This window comes from Devosia sp. YIM 151766 (genome assembly GCF_030285925.1).
Lineage (GTDB): Bacteria > Pseudomonadota > Alphaproteobacteria > Rhizobiales > Devosiaceae > Devosia.
The window spans coordinates 1,762,513-1,787,266 of record NZ_CP127251.1 but is presented as its reverse complement, the minus strand read 5'-3'; the positions used below and the strand labels follow the sequence as shown (position 1 = coordinate 1,787,266).

Annotated in this window: 24 protein-coding genes; 19 read left to right on the top strand and 5 right to left on the bottom strand. The window is 64.8% G+C overall.

Features of this window, described 5'->3' with window-relative positions; translation table 11 throughout:
• Positions 1–189: 189 nt before the first annotated feature.
• Entirely contained in the window at positions 190–639 is a 450-nt protein-coding gene (gene hisI / locus O9Z70_RS08755; protein WP_286018439.1) for a phosphoribosyl-AMP cyclohydrolase, read from the bottom strand.
• A gap of 1 nt (position 640) precedes the next feature.
• Complete coding sequence (gene folE, locus O9Z70_RS08750) at positions 641–1,264, bottom strand: GTP cyclohydrolase I FolE (protein WP_286018438.1); 624 nt, start codon at positions 1,262–1,264, stop codon at positions 641–643.
• A gap of 149 nt (positions 1,265–1,413) precedes the next feature.
• Between folE and O9Z70_RS08745 the strand changes: the two genes are divergently transcribed.
• From O9Z70_RS08745 to arfB, 5 genes are all read left to right on the top strand, one after another.
• The gene (locus O9Z70_RS08745; protein WP_286018437.1) at positions 1,414–1,866 is read left to right on the top strand and encodes an iron-sulfur cluster assembly scaffold protein; all 453 of its coding nucleotides are present in this window, start codon (positions 1,414–1,416) and stop codon (positions 1,864–1,866) included.
• 11 nt (positions 1,867–1,877) lie between these two features.
• Complete coding sequence (yidD, locus tag O9Z70_RS08740) at positions 1,878–2,177, top strand: membrane protein insertion efficiency factor YidD (RefSeq protein WP_502870189.1); 300 nt, start codon at positions 1,878–1,880, stop codon at positions 2,175–2,177.
• Positions 2,178–2,302: 125 nt separating this feature from the next.
• Complete coding sequence (gene thrS, locus O9Z70_RS08735; protein WP_286018435.1) at positions 2,303–4,294, top strand: threonine--tRNA ligase; 1,992 nt, start codon at positions 2,303–2,305, stop codon at positions 4,292–4,294.
• Positions 4,294–4,518, top strand: coding sequence for a hypothetical protein (locus tag O9Z70_RS08730; protein ID WP_286018434.1), 225 nt, complete (start codon positions 4,294–4,296; stop codon positions 4,516–4,518). The genes thrS and O9Z70_RS08730 overlap by 1 nt, the downstream gene beginning before the upstream one ends.
• Positions 4,519–4,539: 21 nt before the next feature.
• Positions 4,540–4,974, top strand: coding sequence for an alternative ribosome rescue aminoacyl-tRNA hydrolase ArfB (gene arfB, locus O9Z70_RS08725; RefSeq protein WP_286018433.1), 435 nt, complete (start codon positions 4,540–4,542; stop codon positions 4,972–4,974).
• 120 nt (positions 4,975–5,094) lie between these two features.
• Here arfB and O9Z70_RS08720 read toward each other — a convergent pair whose 3' ends face one another.
• Positions 5,095–6,888: an aq_1923 C-terminal domain gene (locus O9Z70_RS08720; protein ID WP_286018432.1), complete on the bottom strand. Its 1,794-nt coding sequence runs from the start codon at positions 6,886–6,888 to the stop codon at positions 5,095–5,097.
• A gap of 236 nt (positions 6,889–7,124) precedes the next feature.
• Positions 7,125–8,081 (bottom strand): RgsD C-terminal domain-containing protein, encoded by a 957-nt coding sequence (locus O9Z70_RS08715; RefSeq protein ID WP_286018431.1) that lies wholly within the window; start codon positions 8,079–8,081, stop codon positions 7,125–7,127.
• Positions 8,082–8,274: 193 nt separating this feature from the next.
• Here O9Z70_RS08715 and O9Z70_RS08710 point away from each other — a divergent pair, with 193 nt between their 5' ends.
• The 4 genes from O9Z70_RS08710 to O9Z70_RS08695 all read left to right on the top strand — a co-directional run bounded on the left by O9Z70_RS08710 (position 8,275) and on the right by O9Z70_RS08695 (position 12,057).
• On the top strand, positions 8,275–8,856 hold the full coding sequence (locus O9Z70_RS08710) for a nitroreductase family protein (protein ID WP_286018430.1): 582 nt from the start codon (positions 8,275–8,277) through the stop codon (positions 8,854–8,856).
• Positions 8,857–8,940: 84 nt separating this feature from the next.
• A complete protein-coding gene (locus O9Z70_RS08705) occupies positions 8,941–9,762 on the top strand; it encodes a lysozyme family protein (protein ID WP_286018429.1) in 822 nt (273 codons plus the stop codon).
• Between the two features lie 7 nt (positions 9,763–9,769).
• Positions 9,770–11,191 (top strand): phosphohexomutase domain-containing protein, encoded by a 1,422-nt coding sequence (locus tag O9Z70_RS08700; protein ID WP_286018428.1) that lies wholly within the window; start codon positions 9,770–9,772, stop codon positions 11,189–11,191.
• A gap of 113 nt (positions 11,192–11,304) precedes the next feature.
• Positions 11,305–12,057, top strand: a complete 753-nt coding sequence (locus O9Z70_RS08695; RefSeq protein WP_286018427.1) for a sugar transferase — start codon at positions 11,305–11,307, stop codon at positions 12,055–12,057.
• Between the two features lie 27 nt (positions 12,058–12,084).
• Here O9Z70_RS08695 and O9Z70_RS08690 read toward each other — a convergent pair whose 3' ends face one another.
• Positions 12,085–13,755, bottom strand: a complete 1,671-nt coding sequence (locus O9Z70_RS08690; protein WP_286018426.1) for a polysaccharide biosynthesis tyrosine autokinase — start codon at positions 13,753–13,755, stop codon at positions 12,085–12,087.
• A 258-nt stretch (positions 13,756–14,013) separates the two neighbouring features.
• Here O9Z70_RS08690 and gmd point away from each other — a divergent pair, with 258 nt between their 5' ends.
• From gmd to O9Z70_RS08640, 10 genes are read left to right on the top strand one after another with little or no spacing between them, the layout of a single operon-like run.
• On the top strand, positions 14,014–15,078 hold the full coding sequence (gene gmd, locus O9Z70_RS08685) for a GDP-mannose 4,6-dehydratase (protein ID WP_286018425.1): 1,065 nt from the start codon (positions 14,014–14,016) through the stop codon (positions 15,076–15,078).
• Entirely contained in the window at positions 15,066–16,013 is a 948-nt protein-coding gene (gene fcl / locus O9Z70_RS08680; RefSeq protein WP_286018424.1) for a GDP-L-fucose synthase, read from the top strand. Before gmd ends, fcl begins: the two co-directional genes overlap by 13 nt.
• Positions 16,010–17,281 (top strand): WcaI family glycosyltransferase, encoded by a 1,272-nt coding sequence (locus tag O9Z70_RS08675; RefSeq protein ID WP_286018423.1) that lies wholly within the window; start codon positions 16,010–16,012, stop codon positions 17,279–17,281. Before fcl ends, O9Z70_RS08675 begins: the two co-directional genes overlap by 4 nt.
• Complete coding sequence (locus tag O9Z70_RS08670; protein WP_286018422.1) at positions 17,268–18,656, top strand: hypothetical protein; 1,389 nt, start codon at positions 17,268–17,270, stop codon at positions 18,654–18,656. Before O9Z70_RS08675 ends, O9Z70_RS08670 begins: the two co-directional genes overlap by 14 nt.
• Entirely contained in the window at positions 18,653–19,951 is a 1,299-nt protein-coding gene (locus tag O9Z70_RS08665) for a hypothetical protein (protein ID WP_286018421.1), read from the top strand. Before O9Z70_RS08670 ends, O9Z70_RS08665 begins: the two co-directional genes overlap by 4 nt.
• Positions 19,948–20,940 (top strand): glycosyltransferase family 4 protein, encoded by a 993-nt coding sequence (locus O9Z70_RS08660; RefSeq protein WP_286018420.1) that lies wholly within the window; start codon positions 19,948–19,950, stop codon positions 20,938–20,940. The genes O9Z70_RS08665 and O9Z70_RS08660 overlap by 4 nt, the downstream gene beginning before the upstream one ends.
• Positions 20,937–22,094 (top strand): glycosyltransferase family 4 protein, encoded by a 1,158-nt coding sequence (locus O9Z70_RS08655; RefSeq protein WP_286018419.1) that lies wholly within the window; start codon positions 20,937–20,939, stop codon positions 22,092–22,094. Before O9Z70_RS08660 ends, O9Z70_RS08655 begins: the two co-directional genes overlap by 4 nt.
• Positions 22,091–23,245 (top strand): glycosyltransferase, encoded by a 1,155-nt coding sequence (locus O9Z70_RS08650; protein WP_286018418.1) that lies wholly within the window; start codon positions 22,091–22,093, stop codon positions 23,243–23,245. The genes O9Z70_RS08655 and O9Z70_RS08650 overlap by 4 nt, the downstream gene beginning before the upstream one ends.
• Entirely contained in the window at positions 23,242–23,826 is a 585-nt protein-coding gene (locus O9Z70_RS08645; protein ID WP_286018417.1) for an LbetaH domain-containing protein, read from the top strand. Before O9Z70_RS08650 ends, O9Z70_RS08645 begins: the two co-directional genes overlap by 4 nt.
• The gene (locus O9Z70_RS08640) at positions 23,823–24,734 is read left to right on the top strand and encodes a glycosyltransferase family 2 protein (RefSeq protein WP_286018416.1); all 912 of its coding nucleotides are present in this window, start codon (positions 23,823–23,825) and stop codon (positions 24,732–24,734) included. The genes O9Z70_RS08645 and O9Z70_RS08640 overlap by 4 nt, the downstream gene beginning before the upstream one ends.
• Positions 24,735–24,754 lie beyond the last annotated feature (20 nt).

Sequence of the window (24,754 nt, the reverse complement as noted above, 5' to 3'; positions counted from 1 at the left end):
GATCCTTTACCGGCGTCGAGTTTTGAGGGAAGGCCCCCCATCCGGCCCTGCGGCCGACCTCTCCCCCGAGGGAGAGGTGACGCAGCGCCCGCGTCTGCCCCCCCCTCATCCGGCCCTGCGGGCCACCTTCTCCCCGAGGGGGAGAAGAATGGGTTCTGGGCTCAGCCGGTCCACCGGGGCGCGTGGGAATCAGGCGCCGTAGACGGTCTTGGGGTCGAATAGTCTGGGCAGGCCGGTATCTTGCAATTGCGCGGTGCCGTCCTTGAGAATCACCCGGCGGTAGAAGCAGCTTTGACGGCCGGTATGGCAGGCGGCGCCGCGGCCGGTCTGGCGCACGACCATCACCAGACAATCCTGGTCGCAATCGGTGCGCAGCTCGACCACTTGCTGCAATTCGCCGGAGGTTTCGCCCTTTTTCCAGATCGCGCGGCGGGAGCGGGACCAGTAATGGGCGGTGCCGGTTTCCAGCGTCAGCGCCAGCGTTTCGGCGTTCATGTGGGCGACCATCAGCACCGCATTGGTCGCGGCGTCCAGGGTGACCACGGTGATGAGGCCATTGGCGTCGAAGCGGGGGGCGAAAGTCGTGCCTTCTTCGAGGGCGGCGCGGTCGAGGGATCGGGGGTCGGTGAAGGGGCCCATGCTAGCGATGCGCCACCATGGCGAAGAACCGGTCCTGCTCGGCGCGGTCCTCGGCGAAGACGCCGGTGAAGCGGTGGGTGACGGTCTTGACGTCATGCGCCTTCACGCCGCGCATGGTCATGCACATATGCTCGGCTTCGAGCAGCACGGCGGCGCCGCGGGGGCCGAGATTTTCGTTGATGGCGTCGATGATCTGCGCCGTCATGGTTTCCTGGGTTTGCAGACGCCGGGCGAAGACGTCGACGAGCCGGGCCAGCTTGGACAGGCCGACGACGCCGTCATGAGGCAGATAGGCGATATGGGCCTTGCCGTGGAACGGCACCATGTGGTGTTCGCAATGGGCATAGAATGGGATGTCCTTGACCAGAACGAGGTCGTCATAGCCGCCGACCTCCTTGAAGGTCTTGGACAGGACTTCGCGGGCGTCCTGGCCATAACCGGCGAAGAGCTCGCCATAGGCCTTGACGACGCGGGCAGGAGTTTCCAGCAAGCCCTCGCGGGACGGATCGTCGCCGGCCCAGGCGATCAGCGTCCGCACGGCCTCCTCCGCCTCTTGCCGGCTGGGGCGGGAGCGGGGCGTATCGGCAACGGGCACCGGCGAGAGGGGCTTTATCTGGGCATCCATGTATCCGGCTCCTTGCATGGCCACCGCCCGATAGAACGCCGCACGGCAGCGTCAAATCATGACAGGAGCAGATTCTCCTGACAGGCCGATGGAGAGCCCCTATATAGAAGCGGAGCGGGACCGGAACAAGAAACAGAATTGTCCAGATCATGGAACTGAGCGATCTCTATTCCGAAAAAATCCTCGACCTGGCGGGAAATGCCCGGCAGCCGGGACGATTGGCCGATGCCGATGCCAGCGCCCGCAAGGTGAGCCGCATTTGCGGCTCGGTGATCGAGGTCGATCTGCAGGTGCGCGACGGGATCATTACCGGCTATGGCCACGAGATTTCCGCCTGCGCGCTGGGGCAGACCTCGGCGGCGGTAGTGGCGCGGGAAGTGATCGGCACGCCGGTCAGCGAATTCCTCGGCGTGCGGCAGGCCATGCATGACATGCTCAAGGCCGAGGGGCCGCCACCGGGCGGCAAGTGGGACGACCTCAAATATCTCGAGCCGGTGCGCGCCTATCCGGCGCGCCATGTGTCGACGCTGCTGGTATTCGATGCGGTGGCGGCGGCGCTGGAAAAACTCGAATCGCCACAACAGGTTGCGTCGCAAGGCTGATGAACAGATTCATGGCGCTGTTCTGGCGGGTGCTGGACTTTCCGTTCAAGCTGGCGGCGATTTTCCTGATCACGCTCTATCGCTATACGCTGTCGGCCTTTATGGGCCGCACCTGCCGGCACCTGCCGACCTGCTCGGAATATACACGCGACGCCATCTGGCAATTCGGCTTCTGGCCGGGCGGCTGGATGGGCCTGGCGCGGTTCTGGCGCTGTCGGCCCGGCGGCACGCATGGCTACGATCCGGTGCCGGAAAGCCTGCCGGAGGCGGGCCGGTGGTATCTGCCGTGGCGCTATGGGCGGTGGCGGTAGGCTTTCGAAGGCCCCTGACATTCGAGTTTTTGGCTGGCTCGGCTGGAAATGTCCGCCAATCATGCTATTCAGGCCGCCTCGCAGCGATGCATGCTGCGATCAACCCCAATTGCTGGAGACTTCCAATGTCGATCAAGGTGACGTTCCCCGATGGTGCTGCTCGCGATTTTCCGCGCGGCACTACCGGCACCGCGATCGTCGAGGGCATCTCCAGGTCGCTGGCCAAGAAAACGGTCGCCATGCGCTGGAACGGCGTGTTGTCCGATCTTTCCGATGCGCTGGAAGATGACGGCCGGATCGAGTTCGTGACGCGCGACAGCGGCTCCAAGGACGTGCTGGAGCTGATCCGGCACGATGCCGCCCACGTGCTGGCCGAGGCGGTGCAGGAGCTGTGGCCCGATACGCAGGTGACGATCGGCCCGGTGATCGAGAACGGCTTCTATTACGACTTCTTCCGTCCGACCGGGCCGTTCACCGAGGACGAGTTGCGCGTCATCGAGAAAAAGATGGGCGAAATCGTCGAGCGCGGCGCCGCCTTCACCAAGGAAGTGTGGAGCCGCGACCAGGCCAAGGACTGGTTCGCCGCCAAGGGCGAGGCGTTCAAGGTCGAGCTGGTGGATGCCATTCCGGCCGACCAGTCGATCAAGATGTATGCCCAGGGCCAGTGGAAGGACCTGTGCCGCGGGCCGCATATGCGCAGCGTGAAGGATGTCGGCCAGGCGTTCAAGCTCACCAAGGTGGCCGGCGCCTATTGGCGGGGCGACAGCAATCGCGAAATGCTGTCGCGCATCTACGGCACGGCATTCGCCACGAAAGAAGAGCTGGACGCCTATCTCCACATGATGGAGGAGGCGGAAAAGCGCGATCACCGCAGAATAGGCCGCGACCTCGACCTGTTCCATTTGCAGGAAGAGGCGCAGGGCTCGGTATTCTGGCATCCGCGCGGTTTCGTTATCTACAACCAGATGGAAGAATATATCCGCCGGCGGCTGAACAAGGCCGGTTATGTCGAGGTCAAGACGCCGCAGCTGATGAATGCCAAGTTCTGGGAGCAGTCGGGCCATTGGGGCAAATATCGCGAAAACATGTTCGTGGTGCCCGACCAGGTGCCGAATACGGAAGACGACAGGCCGGTCTTCGAAGAGGTCGGCGACCTGTTGGCGCTCAAGCCGATGAATTGCCCGGCGCATGTGCAGATCTTCAACCAGGGCATCAAGTCTTACCGCGATCTGCCTCTGCGCATGGCAGAATTCGGTTGCTGCCATCGCAATGAGGCGCATGGGGCGCTGCATGGCCTGATGCGGGTGCGGCAGATGACGCAGGACGATGCGCATATTTTCTGCCGCGAGGACCAGATCCAGTCCGAGACCGAGCATTTCGTGCATCTGCTCTATTCGGTCTATGGGCATCTGGGCTTCGAGAACGTGGTCATCAAGCTGGCGACGCGGCCGGAGAATTTCGGCGGTACCATCGAGCGCTGGGACGCGGCGGAACAGGCGCTGGGCGATGCGCTGCGCGCCACCGGCTACGATTTCGAGATCGCCGAGGGCGAGGGCGCCTTCTATGCCCCCAAGCTGGAATTCCATCTCAAGGACGCCATCGGCCGTTCCTGGCAGGTGGGGACGCTGCAACTCGACTATGTGCTGCCCGAACGGCTCGACGCAACCTATGTGGCCGAGGATGGCAGCCGCAAATATGCGGTGATGCTGCACCGGGCCATCCTGGGATCGCTGGAGCGGTTCATCGGCATCCTGATCGAGAACTATGCCGGCAAGATGCCGATGTGGCTGGCGCCGACCCAGGTGGTGGTGGCGACCATCGTTTCGGAAGCGGATGAATATGCGGAAAAGCTGGTGCGCCAGCTCCGCGATGCCGGCATTCGCGCCGAGATCGACATTCGCAACGAGAAGATCAATTACAAGGTGCGCGAGCACTCGGTGCAGAAAGTGCCGCTGATGTTCGTGGTCGGGCGGCGCGAGGCCGAGGAGGGCAATGTGTCCGTCCGCCGCCTGGGCACCGAGGGGCAGCAGGTGCGCCCATTCATGGAGGCGCTGGTGGACCTGATGGCAGAGGCGACTCCGCCCGACCTCAGGGAACGGGCCGAAAAGGCCGCCTGATGCCGCAACGTCCGTCGAACCGCGAGATGAAGGCGCTTTATCACCTGGGCGAGGACAAGGTCCTCGGCCCGGGCGATTTCAAGGATATCGGCGAAAAGACCTTTGCCGGCATGCTGAAGAAGCAATGGGTGGAAGAGGTCACTCCGGGCAAGTTCCGGACGACCGAGAAAGGCCGGATCATCCACGACGAGGAAGTGTATTTCACCGGCCGCTGGAAGCGCTGACCGTCAGGGGAAAGGTGCGACATGGCCGAGCCGATCATGATCACCCGCAGCCTCTCCATCGATCCCGCCGAAATCGAGGAAACGTTCATACGCGGATCGGGGCCGGGCGGGCAGAATGTCAACAAGGTGGCGAGCGCGGTGCAATTGCGCTTCGACCTCATCAATTCCCCCAGCCTGCCGGAGCCGGTGAAGCGGCGGGTGAGCGCGTTGGCGGGCAGCCGGCTGACCAAGGACGGCGTCCTTGTCATCAGCTCCAATTCACATCGCGACCAGCCGCTGAACCGGGCCGAAGCGCTGGCGCGGCTGATTGCCTTGCTGCGCGAAGGCGCCTATCCGCCCAAGCCGCGCATCGCCACCCGGCCGACCCTGGCGTCCAAGAAGCGCCGGCTGGCGGGCAAGGCGCACCGCTCGATGACCAAGCGCCTGCGGCGGACGGATATCGAGGGAGATACGTGAATCAGGAAGCGCGGGCGGCCGGAAAAGCTGTGGCCGCGACCTCATGGTTCGACAGGCTCACCATGAGGTCTATGGGGCGGGGCAACCCGCGCTGGTGGCGCGGGGTGGTTGATCGCGTTGTTATTTCGCCGTGGCGGAGATGTTCACCTTGCCCAGGAGCGAGGCGGGGTCCTTCTCGGCGGCGAGGAAATCGGCCATGTCGAGGCCGGGTTCGTCCTTGGCGGTGATGCCGATTTCGAGGGTTTTGGCGCTGCCGGAAACGAAGGCAGCGACGGCGTCGCCCAGTTTGGCCGCATCGGCGACACCGGCCAGCAGGCTGATCACCGTGCCCTTGGCCAGATCGGCATAGATCGGGCGAAGCCTCGCCGGATCGCCGCCCTGTTCGGCGGCGGCGATGGCCAGCACGAGATCGGCGAGACCGGCATCGGCCACATTGACCCGGATCGCCTTCAGCGCCAGCTCCCTGCCGGCCTCGATCATGGCGTTCTCGTCCAGCGCGAAGAGGTCGGCGGTCGCATTGGCGATGATGCCGGCCAGATTGAGCGTGACCAGGTCGACGCCGGTGAACGAGACTTCCTCGATGTCGATAATGCTATCGGCCTCGTTCCAGGCGCCGGCCAGTCGAAAGCCGAAATCGATGTCGGTGATGCCCAGCGCCCGGAGCTGCTCCAAGGTGTCGTCGCCGTTTTCGGGCAGCACGGCCTGGATATTGGTGGCGGAGATGTCGAGATCGGTGGGGATGCCGTTGAGATATTCGCCCAGGGTCAGGTCGAAGGCGCCGACGCTGGCCTGGATGCGTTCGTCGGCATTGTCGGGATCGGGAATGTCGATCGACAGGCCGGCAAAGGACAGGCCCTCCATGGAGGGGATCAGGGCGCGGCCATGCTCTTCGAACCAGGTCTCGTCGACATTGTCGGGGACAGTTTCCAAGGTGGCGATGACGCCGCCGAGATCGGCTTGCTTGATCGTCAGATTGTCGAGCGTGACGGCGCCGTCGCCCTCCACCACCACGCTGAAGCCGTCCATGGAGATGGCGGGATAGATGCCGGGGGACATGCCATCCATCACCAAGCCGGCAATGTCGAAAGTCAGCGGCCGGTCTTCATCGTCGACGCCGGAGCAGGACAGGCCGTCAAAGCTCATCTCGGAGGTTTCGAAGGCGGTGAGGATATCGGCATAGATGCGCACCATGCTGGACAGGAGCGCCGGATCGAGGTCGTCGGGATCGTCCTCCAGCGCCTGGGTCAGCGCCATGATCTCGATGAAGGAGGTCTGGAGGGGCCGGGCCTTGAACCAGGCACCGGCGGCGGCGCCGATGGCGCAACTGGTCTCGTCGGTCTCCAGATTGCCGCCTGCGGCCGTAAAATCGGTGTAGATGGTCTGGAATTCGGTTCGTCCGGCCGCGTCGACCAGCCCATAAAGGCCGAGCATGCCGCCAATATTGAAATTGGCGGCCGACATGGTCCCGAAATCGGCACTGGTCTTGTCGGTCTCGACGGCGATGCCGCCCAGGGTGACGCTGCCGGCGACGCCGTCGGTAACGTCGGTGAGCACGAGATCGCTGAAGGTCACCAAAGCGTCATCGCGGCTCTTGCCGCGTTGCGAGGACAGGGTGAAGACGATTTCCGGCACCGTGATGCTGGTGGCGTCGAGCCCGGCCAATGCGTCGGCATGTTCGGCAATGGCGCCCGACAGAATGGCGGAGAGTACGTCTTCGGACAGGTTCGAATCCACGGTGTCGATATGCGGGATGGAAACCGAATGGGCGATCTCAAGCGCGGCGGGGGCCGGCGCCTTGGTCTTGATCTTGGACTTGTCCTGGGACAGGGCCGGGGTGGCGGGCAGGACCACGCCGATCAGGCAGGCGGCGGCCAGCGTCGGCAGACGGCGCGAAGCGAATGCGTTGAAAGTCATGGGTTCTCTCCCGTTTCCATGCGGCATATCTGACGACGAAAGAGCCGCCGTTCAACGATGCGCGCTGTCATTGCCGATAGCGATACGCAAATAGGGCGCCAGCGTGGCGGGCGGGAGATGGAGAGACCTCATGGTGAGCTTGTCGAACCATGGGGTCGCGGGCGTGGAGTTACCCGACCTCGTCCTTCGACAGGCTCAGGATGAGGTCTGCGATAGGCTGGGTGAGGCCTATAGCCCTAATAGATCGAGGACAGGACCTCGAATTCCCGCTGGCCGCCGGCCTGGACCTGCAATTCCCGATTGTAGACCTGGTCGCCCAGCTTGGCGAGGACGAGATATTCGCCTTCGGCCAGCACGGTGGAGGGGAAGGCGCCGCGCTCGGTGAAGAGGGTGGCGCCATCGCTGGTCTGGAGGGTCCATTCGACATCGGCGATCGCCTCGCCGCCTTCCTCAGAGACGAGCTTGAACGACACTTCGGCAGCATGATGATAAAGCGTGGCGTCGGTGAGCTGGCCCGGCTCCACCCGCAAATCGGCCCGCACCACAGCGTTGATGTCGCCGAACCGGGAAACGACCTGATAGGTTCCGGCATTGAGGGTGACGATCTCGTTGGCCGCCAGGTTTTCGGCCACCGGCACGCGTTCCGCGCCATTGCCTGCGGTCAGGATGTCGAAATGCAGCAGGGAAGGGGAGATGGCGATATCGCCGGTGACGGCGGAATTGAGCCTGATGGCCCCGACATCGAGAACCAGATCCACCTGATTGTTGCCGGGAACCACCACCAGCGGCTCGCTGAACTGGGCCCGGCCATAGGCGAGATGGATGACATATTCGCCGGGGGGAAGCTCAAGATCGGCGCTGCCGGCTTCGGCCTTGGCCACCAGCGCCATTTCGCCGTTCTCGTCCATGGCGCTCTCGAAAATCCGCCAGATCAGGCCATCGGCAATGGCGGCGCCGTCCTCGGTGATGCGCGCCGTCAGCGTCACCGGCTGGGGAACATTGGTCAGCGCCGCAATGGCTTCGGCCGCCGTATCGGCGGGGGGCGGCGGGACGATCTCGCCCGCTTCCCGGTCGGGCCGGGGCCGTGGCAGTGGCGGCATCTCGGCGTTTTCCTGCGCCAGCGGCGGGGTGAGCGGCGGCGCGATCAGGGTCGTCAATCCGATCAAGATCGCCAATAAAACTGCAAAACGCATGAAGACTCCCGGGCGGCCGCATGGATTGATCGGCGAATCCTTCCGGAACGGATAGGCCGAGATTTGGGAAAAGCTGTGTCACATTCACCGTGGCTTTTAAACAGCGCAGTGGCAAGATGCCGCCTTTTTCGCGGCATGCACTTTGCCCAAGCTGGCGCGAACGGATATCTATCGGACAAACAAGGAGATTTTCATGCCCGCCAATCCGGTTCTGCGCGATTATCTATTGACCCGCCGCTCGGTGGGACTGGCCTTCTTGCAGGAGCCGGGTCCGTCCGAGGCCGAGCTGGAAACCATCCTGGCGATCGGCACGCGGGTGCCCGACCATGGCAAGCTCACGCCCTGGCGGCTGGTGATCATCGACGGCGCGGCCCGGGCTGAGGCGGGCGAGAAGCTGGCGGCCATCGCCGCGGCGCGCAATCCGGGGCTGGATGAGGCCGGGCTGGAGATGGAACGCCGGCGTTTCCTGCCGGCTCCGGTGACCATCGGGGTGATCTCCGCGCCCAGGGAACATCCGAAAGTGCCGGAGCTGGAGCAGGTGCTGTCGGCCGGCAATGTGGCATTCAACCTCGTCCATGCCGCCTATGCGCTGGGCTATGCCGCCTCCTGGGTGACGCGCTGGTTCACTTTCGACGCCGAGGCGGCGCGGATGCTGGGCGCCGGCGAAGGGGAGCAATTCGTGGGCTTCGTGCATATCGGCACGCCCAGCGCCAGCGTGGAGGACCGGCCACGGCCCGCGCTTGCCGAGGTGGCGACGCGCTGGAGCGCCGGGTAACCAGGCCTTAAGCTTGGTTAACGCATTGTTAGCGTCCCGGCGTGATATTGTACCGGTTCCCGATTCCCTCGTGAAAGCCCGCCCATGGGTGTGCAGCCGATTAAAATCCCGCAAAATCTCGCAAGCGCGCTGACGGCGGCGGGCACGCGCAGCGGGGTGGATTTCGGCTATCTGCTGCAAACCGCCATGCGGGAAAGCAGCCTCGATCCGCAGGCGCGGGCGGGCACCTCCTCGGCGGTGGGGCTGTTCCAGTTTCTGGAGGGCACCTGGTTGCAGGTGATGAAGCAGGATGGGCCGCGCCTCGGCTACAAGGCCCATGCCGACCAGATCGAGGTGAATGCGGGCGGCGATTACGTGGTGCGCGACCCGGCGCGGCGCGCCGCCATCCTCAAGCTGCGGGAAGACCCGCAGATCGCCGCCGACCTGGCGGCGGCGTTCACGCGGTCCAATGGCGAATATCTGTTTTCGGCCTTCGGGCGCATGCCGAGTCCGGGGGAATTGTATATCGCCCACTTTCTTGGCGCCCAGGGCGCGGAAAAGATGTTTCGCGCCGGGCTGCAAAATCCCGACCAGGTCGCGGTCAACCTGTTTCCGCGCCAGGCCCAGGCCAATAGAGCGATATTCTACGATGCCGGCGGTACGGCCCGCACCATCAAGCAGGTCTATCAGGTGTTGACGGCCAAGCATGAAGGCGGCCCCGCCGCCGGGTTCTCGGTGCAGCAGATGGCCGGGCAGGGGGCGGGTAGCGCCAGCAGGGAGCCGGCACCGCCGCCGATCCCATCGCGGTTTTCGCGCGACGACATGTCGTTTACCGGCCTGTTCCTGACCGATCCGAAAATACCGGGCGAAGACGATGCCGAGGCGGAGGGCGGCGCGGCCTTCTTCACGCAGCTCTATAGTCAATAGGCGAGACGTGAGCAGCCTGAAATTCGGCACCAGCGGCCTGCGCGGGCTGGCGGCGGAGCTGGAGGGACAGGCGGCGCGGCGCTATATGCGGGCCTTTATCACGCATCTGTGCCGACAGGGCATGGCCGGCAGCGGCAGGATATTCATCGGCCGGGATTTCAGGCCGTCGAGCCCCGCCATTGCCGCCGATTGCGCCATGGCCATAGCGGCGGCGGGGCTGGAGCCGGTGGATTGCGGAATGCTGGCGGTGCCGGCGCTGGCGCTGCACGCCATGGCTGCCGGCAGCGCCGCGGTGATGGTCACCGGCAGCCATGTCCCGGCGGAACGGAACGGGCTCAAATTCTACCTGCCCGGCGGGGAAGTCGGCAAGGCGGATGAGGCGGGAATCCTGGCAGCGCTCGGCCCTGAGCCGGTGCCGGACCTGACCGTGTCGATGGCCCAGGAAGGGGCGCTCGCCCAGCAGCGCTATATCGCGCGCTTTGCGGACCTGCTGCCGGCCAGGCAGCTGAAGGGGTGGCGGATCGGGATATTCGAGCATTCCAGTGTGGTCCGGGACGTGCTGGGGCAGGTGCTGAGGCAATTCGGGGCGGAGACGATCGGGCTGGGGCGGGCCGATAATTTCGTGGCGGTGGATAGCGAGGCGTTGGGCGACGAGGTGTTTGCGCCGCTGCCGGGCTGGCTGGAGCAATATGGACTCGACGCCATCGTCTCGGCGGATGCGGATGGCGACAGGCCGCTGCTGATGGACGGCAGGGGACAATTCGTGCGCGGCGACGTTCTCGGCCTGGTCACGGCGCGATATCTGGGAGCCGAGAGCGTGGTGACGCCGGTGACCGCCAATTCCGGCATCGAGCGGATCGGGGCCTTTGCCCGCGTGGTGCGGACCAGGGTGGGATCGCCCTATGTGATGGCGGCGATGGCGGAGGCGCCGGGCGCGGTGATCGGGTTCGAGGCCAATGGCGGCACTTTCGTGGGCAGGCATGTCAGTGTAGCCGGCAGGCACCTGCCCGAACTGGCCACCCGCGATGCCGTGCTCCCTATATTGTGCATGCTGGGCGCCACCGGCCCGGGACGGCGGATCGAGGACGTGGTGGCGCAATTGCCATTGCAGGCGGCGCTGGCCGATCGCCTGCGAAACGTGCCGGAGGCGCGCAGCCGGCGGTTTCTCGGCCGGCTGGCGGACGATCCCGACTATGCGGCAGCCCTGTTCGAGCCGCATGGCATTGCGGAGCTGGTGCAGATCGACGGGCTGCAATTCCGCACCGGAGCGGGGGACATGGTGCATTTCCGGGCCTCGGGGAATGCCCCCGAACTGCGCTGTTATGTGGAGGGCAGTTCCATGGATATCGCGCGCGACCTGCTGCGCTGGGGCATGAATATCGCGGCAAGGGAGCTGGGGCTGGATGACGAGGAGGGGCGGGAGCTTTGACAAAGACCGTTCCGGGCGGTTGTATGTATTAACCCGTAGTTAACCATGATGCGGCCGCCATTGCCGCAAGCGCTGGGATCGATCTGCAGTTATAATTCCGATGGGCAGGAACGATGACACTGTACGACCAAGCATGGCCTGTCACGGCTGCGGCGCGTGACCCATCTGTTTTTGCCGGCCGCCAGCAGCACGAGCTTCATCTAAGCCAGAGCGGGCTGCCGCTCCGATTGTCGGACATGGCGGCGCCGGGCGTCCGCTGGCGCAGGAATTCCATTTCCAAGAGGACGATCGATGTCGTGCTGGCGCTGGCCGGCCTAATACTGCTTTCGCCGCTTTTTCTCGTTCTGGCGATCCTGATCAAGCGCACCAGTCCGGGGCCGGTATTCTTCCGCCAGCAGCGGGAGGGCCTCGATGGCAAGCTGTTCGGCGTCTATAAATTCCGCTCGATGCGGACCGAGCTGGGCGACCAGTCCGGGCTCCGGCAGGCGGTCGGCGGCGATCCGCGCATCACCCGGCTCGGGCGGTTCATGCGCCGGACCAGCCTGGATGAGATGCCGCAATTGATCAATGTGCTGTTCGGGGACATGTCGCTGATCGGGCCGCGCCCCCATGTGCCCGGTATGCTGGCGGCGGGCATGCCCTATAGGGATTTGGCGCCCTATTACGATGATCGGCACCGGGTCAGGCCGGGGCTCACCGGCTGGGCACAGGTCAACGGCCTGCGCGGCCCGACGACCGAGCCGCAGCTGGCGCTGGCGCGGATCCATCACGATCTGGCCTATATCCAGAACTGGAGCCTATGTCTGGATTGCAGAATCCTGGCGCTGACCCTGTGGCGGGAGCTTTCCACCGGCACCGGCAGTTGAGCGGCAAGGCGGCAGGTCGCGGGGCCGTCACAGCTTTTGCTGGTTGAGAACCGGGATGAGCGGCACGCTGCCGCGCAATGCGGGCTCCAGCGACAACAGGGCCTTGCGCACGTCCTGTTGCGGGGTAGTGGCCCATTGCACCACCATGACCACCGCATCGGCCTGGCGCGCGATATAGCTGCCATCGACCACGTGGCCCAGCGGCGGGGTATCGAGGACGACGATCTCGAAGGCCGAGGCGGCGGCGGCCAGCAGCCGCTCGAAATTGCGGCTGGTGACCAATTGGTCGGTGGCGACGTCGCTGGACTGCGAGCCGATCAGCGTCAGCAGGCCGGTCTGCTTGTCCTCGGTGGCGGCGGTGCGGAAATTGTCCAGCATTTCGCCGGATCTGAGCGCATTGAACAGACCGTCGGAGGCGCCGACGCCGAGTTGACGATGGATGGAGGGACGCCGGAAATCGCAATCGATCAGCAGGGCCGCGCGCCCGGCCAGCGCATAGGAGCGGGCAATGGACAGCGCCAGGGTGGTTCTGCCCTCCGCGAACGCCGCCGAGGTCACCATGATGATCGGGGCCCGGTCCGGTTCGGATTTCGAGGCCATGGCCAGGCTGTGGTCGATGCTGGTCCGAACCCGCCGCACTGCCTCGGCATAGGCGGATAAGGGCGCGGCAATAAGCGCTTCGGCGACGCTGTGCTGATCGGGCAGGAGCTTGACGCGCGGCACGACCAGGGCCGACCGGGTCCTGGCAATGGCGGCCAATTGATCGTCCGAGGTGACGCCGCCGATGAAATGCTCGTAAAGGAAGGCCAGGAAAATGCCGAGCACGAGGCCGATCAGGGCGGCCAGGGCCAGCATGTTGCGGGCATTGGGGAAGCTCGGCAGATCGGGACGCAGCGCCGCCGAAACCACCCGGCTATCGGCCAGTTGAAGACTGGCTTCCGCCTGCAATTGCTGGGACAGGGCCAGCAATTGTTCATATTGCCGACGCGCCAGATCGCCGCGCTGCCGCATGTCGTAGAGTTCGGTCGGCGTTTCGGGTGCCTCCTCGACCGGGCGCTGGGAAAAGCCGTCATTCTCCATCAGGCTTTGGCGCGCCGCATCCAATTGCCGTATCACCACGTCGCGGGCCGCCAATGCGCCCTGCACCTTGGCGCTCAATTGACTGCCGATATAGGCGCTGGCCATGGCATTGGCCAATCTGGCCGCCAGGTCGGGGTCCTCCGAACTCGCGGAAATCGAGATGAGGAAGGTGGCGCGATGCCGCTGTACGCTGATTCTGGAATCCAGCTTGGCCAGGATTTGCCGCAGGGCATCGTCGGGGGTCGAGGATAGCGGCGCGCGCAAACCAAGGAATGACAGCAGGCGGTCGGCAAAGCCCGGGCCAGCCTGAAACTCGCTGTTGGCGCCGAGATTTTCGCGATCGATGACCGCCAGCAATACATTGTCCGACTTGGCCAGCAGCACCTCGCCTTCGACACGGGCGTCGATAGCCGAACTGGCGCCGGTCTGCGGCTGGTCGAGAAGCAGGTTCCTGCTGCTGGGATCGACCATGACCAGGGTGGTGGCGGTGTAGATCGGAGTCAGGGTGAGCAGGTATAGGCCAGCCAGGCCGATAATTGCCAGAAAGATCGCCAGCACCAGCCAGAACTGGCGCCGGAGAAAACTGAAAACCGCCCGAAGGTCGATCTCGGCATCCATGTCGGACCTTAAAATGACAGCGGCCTGAAAAATTTCCGCCGGGGCGGAAAGTTTTTATCGCTCGATCCGCTCCAGACTTGCCGGTTTCCGAGGCGGATGCAAGAGACGGCAGGTTTTTCTCGCCACCAGGTGCGGGTTTTGACAGTCTTCGGCGCCCCCGGGCGGCAGAGGCGGAATTTATCTATTGCCGGGCCGGCCAAAAATAGTGTTCGCTCTCCATTACTCTTGTCATTGCCCGTCATATGGCTTGGAGCAGGCATGAATAGGCCAAGGACCGCCCTTATCACCGGTATTACCGGGCAGGATGGCGCCTATCTGGCGCAGCTTTTGCTGGACAAGGGATATGTCGTCCACGGCATCAAGCGGCGGTCGTCATCGGTCAATACCGGCCGTATCGAGCATCTCCGGCAAAATCCGCGGCTCATCCTGCATTATGGCGACCTTACCGACGCGACCAATCTGGTCCGCATCATGCAGGAAACCCAGCCGGACGAAATCTATAACCTGGCGGCGCAAAGCCATGTGCGGGTCAGCTTCGAGACGCCCGAATATACCGCCAATGCCGATGGCATCGGCACCTTGCGCCTGCTGGAGGCCATCCGCATTCTCGGCATGACCGAGCGGGTGCGGTTCTGCCAGGCCTCGACCTCGGAGCTTTTCGGGCTGGCGCAGGAAGTGCCGCAAAGCGAGACCACGCCGTTCTATCCGCGCTCGCCTTATGGGGTAGCCAAGCTATACGCCTATTGGATCGTGGTGAATTACCGCGAAGCCCATGGCATGCACGGCTCCAACGCCATCCTGTTCAACCATGAAAGCCCGGTGCGCGGCGAAACTTTCGTTACCCGCAAGATCACCCGGGCGGTGGCGGCGATCCATCTGGGCCGGCAGGACAAGCTCTATCTGGGCAATCTCGACGCCAGGCGCGACTGGGGCCATGCGCGCGAATATGTCGAGGGCATGTGGCGCATGCTGCAACAGGACGAGCCCGGCGATTACGTGCTGGCCACCGGCGTGACGAGCGCGGTGCGCGACTTCGTGCAATGGGCCTTCGCCGATATCGGCATGGCCATTGAATGGCGTGGCAGCGGCCTGGAGGAGCAGGGCCACGACGCGGCGACGGGACGCTGCCTGGTCGCGGTGGACCCGCGCTATTTCCGGCCGACCGAGGTGGATATGCTGCTGGGCGACCCGAGCAAGGCGCGGCAGAAACTGGGCTGGAGCCACAAGACCGGTGTTCGCGAACTGGCCGCCGAAATGGTGCGCGAGGACCTGCGCATCATGGCGAATGACAGCATGGTGGAGGAGGCGGAATGTACGATCTAGCGGGCAAGCGCGTCTGGGTCGCCGGCCATCGCGGCATGGTCGGCAGCGCATTGGTGCGCCGGCTGGCCTCGGAGGATTGCGCGATCATCAGCGCCGGCCGCGAGGTGGTCGACCTGAAGCGGCAGGCGGAGGTCGAGGCTTTCGTGGATCATGCCAGGCCCGACGCCATCATCATGGCGGCGGCCCGGGTCGGCGGGATATGGGCCAATGAGAGATACCCGGCGGATTTTCTCTATGACAATCTGATCATCGAGGCCAATGTCATCGAGGCGGCGCATCGCCATGACGTGGAGCGGCTGCTGTTCCTGGGCTCGAGCTGCATCTATCCAAAATCCGCATCGCAGCCGATTGACGAAACCGCGCTGCTGACCGGGCCGCTGGAGCCGACCAATGAATGGTACGCCCTGGCCAAGATCGCCGGCATCAAGCTGGCCGAGGCATATCGCCGGCAGCATGGGCGGGACTATATTTCCGCCATGCCGGCCAATCTCTATGGGCGGGGTGACAATTTCGATCTGGCGTCGAGCCATGTGCTGCCGGCGCTGATCCGCAAGGCCCATGAGGCCAGGATGAACGGGGAATCCAGCCTGACCATATGGGGGACCGGCACCCCGCGCCGTGAATTCCTGCATGCCGACGATTGCGCCGACGCGCTGGTGTTCCTGCTCAAGACCTATTCGGGCGCGGAGCCGGTCAATGTGGGGTCGGGCCGGGACATCCCGATCCTCGATCTGGCGCGGCTGGTCGGCGACGTGGTCGGGTTCGGCGGCGACATCGTGCACGACCTGAGCAAGCCGGACGGCGCGCCGGGCAAACTGATGAGCGCCGACACGCTCAGGGGCATGGGCTGGAGGCCGCGCATCGGATTGGAGGAGGGCATTCGCGATGTCTATGCCTGGTTCGTGCAGCATGTTGCGCAGGACAGAGCGGCGTGAAGCTGCTGATCCTGGGCCTCAATTACGCGCCCGAACCGATCGGCATCGCCGTCTATACCACCGGCATGGCCGAGGCGCTGGCCGGCAATGGCCATGAGGTGCAGGTGGTGGCGGCGTGTCCCTATTATCCGGGCTGGAAGATCATGGCGGGCCATAGTGCCTTCACCTATGCGCGCGGTTCCGAGAACGGCGTCGATGTCACCCGCGTGCCTCATTACATCCCGGCCGGGCCATCCGGGGGCAGGCGGCTGCTGCATCATTGCAGTTTCGGGCTGGCGGCCTTGTTCCCCATGCTGATGCGGGCCTGGTTCTGGCGGCCGGATGTGGTCATGAGCGTGGCACCCTCGCTGATCGCCGCGCCGGTCGCGCGCCTGGCCGCTGGCCCGTGCGGCGCGAAAAGCTGGCTCCATATTCAGGATTTCGAAACCGAAGCCGCCTTCGCCACTGGTCTGCTCAGGGATGGCGGGCCGGGCGCGCGGCTGGCGCGGTTTTTCGAGCGGGCGGTGCTGAACAGGTTCGATATCGTCAGCACGATTTCTCCCTTCATGGGCCGCAGGCTGGCGGAAAAAGGCGTATGCGCGGACCGGATCGTCGAGTTCCGCAATTGGGCCGATCTCGACGCGGTGCAGCCGGGACCGGACGGGTCGGACTATCGGGCGGAATGGGGCATCACCACGCCCCATGTCGCGCTTTATTCGGGCAATATCGCCAATAAGCAGGGTACCGAGATCATCGTGGAGGTGGCCCGCCGGTTGAGAGAGCGGACGGACCTGACTTTCGTGGTTTGCGGGGAGGGACCGAACCGGGCCAATCTCGAAGCGCGGGCGGCGGGCCTGACCAATATCCAGTTCCGCGATCTGCAGCCCAAAGAGCGATTGGGCGCCCTTCTCGGATTGGCGAGCATCCATCTCTTGCCGCAAATCGCCGGCGCGGCGGACCTGATGCTGCCGTCCAAGCTGGCCAATATGCTGGCATCGGGACGGCCGGTCATCGCGACGGCGGCGCCGGGAACGGGGCTCGCCACCGAAATGGAGCATTGCGGTCTTTGCACCATGCCGGGCGACATTGACGGTTTTGTTGCCGGTATCAGCCGCCTGCTGGACGATGCGGAACTCTGCGAGAAACTGGGAGCGGCGGCGCGAAACAGGGCACAGGAGCGCTGGGGAAAAGCAGCCATTCTGAATGGCTTCGAGCGGCAGCTTGGACTGCTTTGTGAAGATCGGCGGCAATCGGCCGGAGGCGGAATTGGCAGCTATGGAGCAAAATAGCGCCGACACCGCCATCGCCCCGCCGCCGGACGAGCGGGCGCGCCGGATCATCGTCAGGCTGGTGCAGTGGATATTCGTTCTCGTGCTGCTGGAGGGCGTCTTGCGCAAATGGGCCTTCGGCTCGTTCGAGCAGCCGCTGCTGTTCCTGCGCGATCCGCTGATGATCGCCGCGATCATCCATTATGTCGGCTATCGGGGGGTGAAATTCTCGGTGCTGTCATTCTGGTATTGCATCGCCGCGCTGGCCTTGCTGCTCCTGGCATTGTTGCAATTGAGCACGGGCGTGAATGTGCTGGTCAGCTTGATCGGGATGCGCTTCTACCTGTTATTCGTGCCGCTGCTGTTCATCATTCCGGAAACCTTCAACCCGGAAGACATCGCGCGGCTGCTGCGGCTTTGCCTCTGGCTGGCGGTGCCGGTGGGCATTCTGGTCATGGTGCAGTTTCATTCGCCGGTGGATGCGCCGATCAACAAGGGGCTGGGCGACGATCTTGAGGGCCGCTTCACGGTGGTTTCCGGCGTCGTGCGCCCCTATGGCCCATTCACCTTCGCGCAGGCGCAGGCCACTTTCGCGAGCTTTGCGCTGGCCACGCTGCTGCTGACGGCGCTGGGGCGCAATTTCATCCAGGCGCCCCGGATATTACTTGTGGCGGGCGGGATGGCGGTGCTGGTCATGGGGGCGCTGAGCGGCGCCCGGTCATATTTCGTATCGGCCGCCATCATCGTGGTTTTCGCCATGATCGGCTCGCTCATCGTGGGGCAGAGAACCGGGCGCTTCGGCGGGATAATAGCGCTGTTCGGACTGATCGCCGCCTTCTTCGTGGTCTTCGTCGCGGTGTTTCCCGATGCCTATGAAACCATGGCGCAGCGCCAGACCATGGCCGGCAGCAGCGAAGGCTCCGTCTTCGAGCGGATCTGGACCATCCTGACGGGGGTGACGGCGCAATTCGAGCGGGCCGATATGTGGGGTCTCGGCATCGGCACCGGCTCCAATGCCGGCTCGTTCCTGGCGGCAGGCGAGCGGATGTTCCTCCTGGCGGAAGGGGAATGGCCGCGCATGGTGCTCGAACTGGGCCCGGTCTTCGGGGTGACCTTTATCGGCCTGCGCATGCTGATCGTCGCGGCAATATTGCTGAAAGCGGCCAATGGGGCGCTGGCGGGGAACAGCGCGGCCATGGTCATGGCGGGCTTTGCCGCTCCCCTCATCCTGATCGCGCAAGTGACCGGCAATAATGGCATGGCGACCTTGCCCTGGCTGGCCGGCGGCCTCACTCTGGCGCTGGCGCGGCAAAGCTTGCCGGACATGGCGCGGGAGGCGCCGGCTGCATTTTCCCGGCCAACCGGGCCGCGCATGGGCAGGGCGGGATCGCCATGACCCGCGACCTGGCCCCGCTGCGCTATCTTCAGCGATTGCCGATCCGGCGGGCCAGCACCTTTCTCGTCGCCAGCACCATTGCCCAGGGCCTCACCGCCCTGGCGGGGCTGATGATCGCCCATTGGACCTCGATTGCCGATTACGGGCTCTACACGATCGTCACCACGCTCATGGGCGCGATCATTATCCTGACCAGTGGCGGCGCGCAGTTGAGCTTTACCGCCATATTGGGCCGGACCTGGCCCGCTATGGATCGCGCCGCCGAGGCGCAGGAAGCGGTCATGCGCATGCGCCGCCGGCTGGCACCGATCATGCTGCCCCCGGTGCTCGGCGCGGCGTTCGCGCTGCTCCTGCATAATGGCGCGGCGCTGGAGACGGCCATTTGCCTCTGCGTTTTCCTGCTGATGTTCTGGTGGGCCGACCTGCATGGCCGCCTTGCTGAACAAGTGCTCTATTTTGCCCGGCGGACGAGCCGGGTCCAAGCGGTCGAAATCGGCTTGGCGGCGCTGAGAATTCTGGCGGTATTGGCGCTCCACGCCTTGGGAATGCTGGACATTTACTGGGCAGTGGGCCTCAGCGTGCTGGTGGCGCTGCTCAAGGTGGGGCCAATGGTCAATTGGTCGCGCCAGATCATCGGGCGGGAGCGGGGATGGCGCGAGGAGGATCGGCGCGAGGTCCGGCTTGCGGTTCGCCAGCAATTGCCCGTCGATCTCTATCATGTGTTCCAGGCGCAGATCGTTATCGTCGCGCTGTCGCTGTTCGCCGGCGTCAGCGATGTGGCCGGGTTGGGGGCGATCGGCCGTATCCAGCAATTGCTGTTGCCCGTCGATGCTTTCACCTATGCCTTTTGCGTACCGATTTTCGCGCAGGCGACCCGGAACCTGCTGAGAAAATACTGGGCCCTGGTCATGCTCACCATGGCGCCGGCATTGCTGCTGCTGGGCGTGGCCTATCTGGCGCCATGGATTTTGCTGGCGCTGGTCGGGCCGAATTATGCCGGCCTGGACTTCGAAATTCTGGTGGCGGCGGCGGTGGCGCTGGCCAATCGCGGTTCGCTGACGGCGTGGCGCCTGGTCGCTCATCGAGGCTGGACCGGCTATAGCTGGCTGCAAATCCCGGTGGGGCTGGGTACTTGCGTGCTGATTGCCCTCGTCGTCGATATCGGCACCATTGCCGGGGCGCTGACCCTGACTTTGTCGCTGACCCTGGGGCGGCTGGCCGCCGCCGGCGCCGAACTGATCGCCGCTCATCGGCGCGGCGCCCTGATGCCCCGGGCGGCCGGAGGCTGGCCATGAAAGTGCTGATCTCCAGCCATGCCTATTGGCCCGCCATCGGCGGATTGGAGGTGACGGCCGAGAACATTGCGCGGCGCGCCGCCGCCGATGGGCACGAGGTGATCGTGATCACCCAGACGGCGAGCGCGGTGGAGCGCAACGACGGCGTGGCGATGGTGCGAGGCCCAAATCCGTTGCGCCTGCTATCGCTGTTCCGCTGGGCGGACCGGGTCATCGCCCGGCATCCATCGGTGCGTCTCAACTGGCCGGTCCTGGTGACGAGAAAGCCGTTCACGATCTGGTATGCCAGCCATGTCCGGGGCGGTGGCGGAATATTGTCCGGCTGGCTGTTGCGGCGGATCGAGGCGGCAGGATTCAGGATCGCCAATAGCGAATTCGTCCGCGGCAAGATACCGGGCTGCGCGGCGGTGATCTTTCCCGGCTATGACGAACAGGTGTTTCGGCGGGAGATCGCATGGAGCAGCAGGGCGGCGGATTTCATCTTTGTCGGCCGGCTGGAGCCAGAGAAAGGCATCCAGACGCTGATCGAGGCCATGCAGCGCTTCCCGCATTCCCGGCTGACCATTGTGGGGCGCGGCTCGGGCCAGGCGGGATACGAGTGCCTGGCCGGCAAGCTGGGATTGCAGGCGCGGATCAGCTTTGCCGGCGCCAAATCGCAGGCGGAATGCAATGCTCTGCTGAATCGGCACAAAGTGCTGGTGGTGCCGTCGCGCTATGAGGAGCCGTTCGGCAAGGTCGCGGTGGAGGGACTGGCGGCGGGGTGCCGGGTGGTGGTCTCCGACAGGGGAGGCTTGAAGGAGGCCGGCGGCCCGGCGGCGCTGCTGTTCAGGGCGGGGGAGGTGGGCTCATTGGCCCATGCCATGGCGAAGGCGCTGGAGCCGGCGGAACATTTGCGGCTGCTGGCGGAGGCGCATGTGGCGGATTGCACCTTTGCAGCGGCCTATCGGCAATTGGCGCGGCTTGCCGGCCTCGATGGAGGCGTAACGTGAAGGTTACGATATCGGCCCATGGCCGCGCCCATATGTTCGCTTTGGCGCGGCAGATGCTGAAAAGGAACAGCCTTGGCCGCATCTATTCCGGCTTCAATTGGGGCAGCCTGAAGCGAGAGAATGTGCCGCGCGACCGGGTGACGACCTTGCCCGTGCTGCGGCCGCTGATGATGCTGCGATATCCCGCTGCGATACAGCCCGGCCCGCGCGATATGCAGCATATGCATCGCGCTTCGGCGCTCTTGCAGGATGCCTTGGTCTCCCGGCGCTTGCCGGACACGGATATTTTCGTGGCGCAAGAGGGGCTTGGTCTGTGGAGCGGGCCGGCGGCACAGCGGCACGGGGCCAGATATGTGCTGGATCGCGGCTGTACGCATATCGGCTGGCAGCATCGCCTGCTCCGGGAAGAATATGAGCGCGTCGGCCTGGAAAATAGCTATTATGCGCCAACGACCCATGAGCGCGAACTGACTGAATATGAGCTGGCCGACCTGATCGTAGTGCCCTCGGGATTGGCGAAACGGAGTTTCGTCGAAGCGGGTGTGGATGCGGGACGGGTGGCGGTGGTGCCTTATGGGGTCGATCTCACGCGGTTCAGGATGGAAGGCCGGCCCGGCTCCGGGACGTTCGATCTCTTGTTCGTCGGCGATCTTTCGGTGCGCAAGGGGGCCTTCGATCTGTTCGACGCGCTCGACCTGCTCGCGTCCCGCGCCGTGACGCTGACGCTGATCGGCAGCATGGAGCCGGCGGTGCGGCAGCGGCTGGGCCGCCGGCTGCGGGCTGGTAATGTCCGGGTCATGGGGCGGGTGGATCATGACAGGCTGCGCCATGTCATGTCCCGGTCCCATGTTCTGGTCCTGCCCAGCATCGAGGATGGGTTCGGGCTGGTGGTGGCCGAAGCCATGGCCTGTGGCTGCCCGGTCATCCTGTCCGAAAATACCGGCGCGCGCGAGCATGTCGCACATGGCGCCGAGGGGCTGGTGGTTCCGATCCGCAGCCCCGAGGCCATCGCGGCGGCAATCGCCTGGATGGCGGACAATCCCGCGGAGCGCGCGGCCATGGGGTATCGGGCGCGGGCGCGGGTCGGCGCGCTTGGCGGCTGGGATCAATATGGCGAGCGGATGTTCCAGCTCTATAGCGGGCTGCTGCAATGAGGATCCTGCACATCATCGCGTCGGCAGACCCGCGCACCGGAGGCCCTATAGAAGGGCTGCGGCTCGCCGCCGATCTCATGGCCGAATGGGGACATGGGACCGAGATCGTGACGCTCGATGCGCCGGAGGCGGCGTTCCTGCGCCATTGGCCGCATCAGGTCCATGGGGTGGGGCGGTGGGTGAAGCGATATGGCTATACGCCGGCATTGGCCAAATGGGTGGCGCGCCATGCCGCCCGCTTCGATGTCGCCGTGGTGCATGGCTTGTGGAACCATGCCTCGGTCGGCGGCGGGCAGGGACTGCGCCGGTCGGGCCTGCCCTATCTGGTCTTTGCCCATGGCATGATGGACCCGTGGTTCCGGCAGACCTATCCGCTGAAGCATCTGGCCAAGCAGGCATTCTGGACATTGTGGCAGGGCAGGGTGCTGCGCGAGGCGCGGGCGGTGCTGTTCACCACGGAAACGGAGATGCGGCGCGCGCGTCATAGCTTTGTCGGGCACGGCTATCGGGAAGAAACCGTTGCTTTCGGGTCAGGCCAGCCGCCGGCTGGGGACGCCGAGCAGCGGGCGGCGTTTGGCGCCGTCCTGCCGGCGCTGGCAGGGAGGCGATATCTCCTGTTTCTCGGCAGGCTTCACCCCAAAAAGGGGTGCGATCTGCTGATTGAGGCGTTTGCCGGAACAGCCCGAACGCATCCGCATCTCGATCTGGTGATCGCCGGCCCCGATCAGGCCGGGTTGAAGGCCAGGCTGGCGGGACTGGCGGAACGGGCCGGTATTGCGCCGCGGGTGCATTGGCCCGGCATGTTGACCGGCGCGGCCAAATGGGGGGCGTTTCGCGGCGCCGAAGTCTTTATCCTGCCGTCCCACCAGGAAAATTTCGCAATTGCGGTGGCGGAGGCCCTGTCCTGTTCCTGCCCGGTATTGATCACCGATAAAGTCAATATCTGGCGCATAGTGGAACGGGCCGGAGCGGGGCTGGTGCGGGCCGATAGTCTGGCGGGCGTGCGGGCGTTGCTCGCCGCATATCTCGATCTGCCTGAAGCGCAGCGCGCGGGAATGCGCCTGGCCGCCAGGACCGCATTCGAGACCCATTTCTCGGCGGAGCGCGCGGCCGCTGACCTGCTGATGCATTTGGAGGAAGCAGCGCGATGAATGGCGACCGCGATATTCTGCAGGCCGGGCGGCATGGCGCCGTGTTCGGTGGAGCCAGCTTTACCCTGGCGCACCGGCTCAAGCGGCTCGCCTGGGCGACCGCCTGGCTGGTGCTGGCGCGCTGGACGCCCGCGCCGATGCGGACATGGCGGATCATGGTGCTGCGCGCCTGCGGGGCCCGCGTTCACGCGACCGCCAATGTCTATGGCAGCGCCCGCATCTGGTATCCGCCCAATCTGACGATGCACGCCCATGCGACGCTGGGACCGCGGGTCAACTGCTACAATATGGCGGCAATCGTCGTCGGCGAGCGGGCTTTGGTTTCGCAGGGCGCGCATCTCTGCTGCGGCAGCCACGATGTGGACGACGCGCATTTCCAGCTGGTCGCCAAGCCCATCGTGATCGGAGAGGGCGCCTGGGTGGCGGCGGAGGCCTTTGTGGGGCCGGGCGTGGAAATCGGCAATGGCGCGGTGCTGGGCGCGCGCGGGGTGGCGTTTACAAATCTGGAGCCGGGGATGATCTATGCCGGCAATCCGGCCAGGCCCCTGCGGCCTCGCCGCCTGGCCGGGGCGGGGGCATGACCGGCCTGGCGGTGCTCATCCTCGCCCAGGACGAGGAGCGTCACATCGCCCGGGCAATCGCCTCGGCAGCGGGGTTCGCGACGGAGGTATTCGTCATCGATTCCGGCTCGACGGACCGCACGGTGGAACTGGCGCAAGCGGCGGGAGCGCAGGTCCTGACCAATCCCTGGATCAATTATGCCAGGCAATTCCAATGGGGCATGGACAATGCGCCGATCACCGCCGAATGGATTTTACGGCTGGACGCCGACGAGATCGTCGAGGCCGATCTGGCGGCGCGTATTGGGAGCGAATTACCCTTTCTGCCCGCCGATGTGGCGGGCGTCACTATCGACCGCAAGCATATTTTCATGGGCCGCTGGATCAGGCATGGCGGCCGCCATCCATTGCGCCTGCTGCGGCTGTTCAGGCGCGGCCATGGCCGCATCGAGCAGCGCTGGATGGACGAGCATATCCTGGTCGAGAACGGGCGCGTGGTGCATTTCGCCGGCGGCTTTGCCGATCACAACCTGCATGATTTGAGCTTCTTCATCGACAAGCACAATAAATATGCGACGCGCGAGGCCGTCGACGTTCTCAACCAGAAATATGGACTATTCGCCCGCGACAGGGACATCACCGAGAGCAATGCGTCCCGCCAGACGGCCTTCCGGCGCCGGATGAAGGAGGCGGTCTATAATCCCCTGCCATTCCCGGTTTCGGCGCTGGGATACTTCCTTCATCGCTATTTCATCCAGCTTGGATTTCTCGATGGCCGCGAAGGCCTCGTCTATCATTTTCTGCAGGGCTATTGGTACCGTTTCCTGGTCGGCGCCAAGGTCATGGAGTTCGAGCGAGCCCTGGCCGCTTGCGATAATGCCGAGGAAAAGCTCAGCCGCTTGCGGGCGCTTTCGGGATTGAAGCTGTAGCCGGCCGCATTGCCCGGTCG

Excerpts from the sequence above, each read along its gene's own strand:
- O9Z70_RS08665 (WP_286018421.1), top strand. The coding sequence starts at position 18,653 with ATGACCCGCGACCTGGCCCCGCTGCGCTATCTTCAGCGATTGCCGATC.
- O9Z70_RS08650 (WP_286018418.1), top strand. The coding sequence starts at position 22,091 with ATGAGGATCCTGCACATCATCGCGTCGGCAGACCCGCGCACCGGAGGC.
- O9Z70_RS08660 (WP_286018420.1), top strand. The coding sequence starts at position 19,948 with ATGAAAGTGCTGATCTCCAGCCATGCCTATTGGCCCGCCATCGGCGGA.
- O9Z70_RS08720 (WP_286018432.1), bottom strand. The coding sequence starts at position 6,888 with ATGACTTTCAACGCATTCGCTTCGCGCCGTCTGCCGACGCTGGCCGCC.
- O9Z70_RS08730 (WP_286018434.1), top strand. The coding sequence starts at position 4,294 with ATGCCGCAACGTCCGTCGAACCGCGAGATGAAGGCGCTTTATCACCTG.
- O9Z70_RS08710 (WP_286018430.1), top strand. The coding sequence starts at position 8,275 with ATGCCCGCCAATCCGGTTCTGCGCGATTATCTATTGACCCGCCGCTCG.
- hisI (WP_286018439.1), bottom strand. The coding sequence starts at position 639 with ATGGGCCCCTTCACCGACCCCCGATCCCTCGACCGCGCCGCCCTCGAA.
- arfB (WP_286018433.1), top strand. The coding sequence starts at position 4,540 with ATGGCCGAGCCGATCATGATCACCCGCAGCCTCTCCATCGATCCCGCC.
- thrS (WP_286018435.1), top strand. The coding sequence starts at position 2,303 with ATGTCGATCAAGGTGACGTTCCCCGATGGTGCTGCTCGCGATTTTCCG.
- O9Z70_RS08695 (WP_286018427.1), top strand. The coding sequence starts at position 11,305 with ATGACACTGTACGACCAAGCATGGCCTGTCACGGCTGCGGCGCGTGAC.
- O9Z70_RS08640 (WP_286018416.1), top strand. The coding sequence starts at position 23,823 with ATGACCGGCCTGGCGGTGCTCATCCTCGCCCAGGACGAGGAGCGTCAC.
- yidD (WP_502870189.1), top strand. The coding sequence starts at position 1,878 with ATGGCGCTGTTCTGGCGGGTGCTGGACTTTCCGTTCAAGCTGGCGGCG.
- O9Z70_RS08715 (WP_286018431.1), bottom strand. The coding sequence starts at position 8,081 with ATGCGTTTTGCAGTTTTATTGGCGATCTTGATCGGATTGACGACCCTG.
- O9Z70_RS08645 (WP_286018417.1), top strand. The coding sequence starts at position 23,242 with ATGAATGGCGACCGCGATATTCTGCAGGCCGGGCGGCATGGCGCCGTG.
- folE (WP_286018438.1), bottom strand. The coding sequence starts at position 1,264 with ATGGATGCCCAGATAAAGCCCCTCTCGCCGGTGCCCGTTGCCGATACG.
- O9Z70_RS08705 (WP_286018429.1), top strand. The coding sequence starts at position 8,941 with ATGGGTGTGCAGCCGATTAAAATCCCGCAAAATCTCGCAAGCGCGCTG.
- gmd (WP_286018425.1), top strand. The coding sequence starts at position 14,014 with ATGAATAGGCCAAGGACCGCCCTTATCACCGGTATTACCGGGCAGGAT.
- fcl (WP_286018424.1), top strand. The coding sequence starts at position 15,066 with ATGTACGATCTAGCGGGCAAGCGCGTCTGGGTCGCCGGCCATCGCGGC.
- O9Z70_RS08670 (WP_286018422.1), top strand. The coding sequence starts at position 17,268 with ATGGAGCAAAATAGCGCCGACACCGCCATCGCCCCGCCGCCGGACGAG.
- O9Z70_RS08690 (WP_286018426.1), bottom strand. The coding sequence starts at position 13,755 with ATGGATGCCGAGATCGACCTTCGGGCGGTTTTCAGTTTTCTCCGGCGC.
- O9Z70_RS08745 (WP_286018437.1), top strand. The coding sequence starts at position 1,414 with ATGGAACTGAGCGATCTCTATTCCGAAAAAATCCTCGACCTGGCGGGA.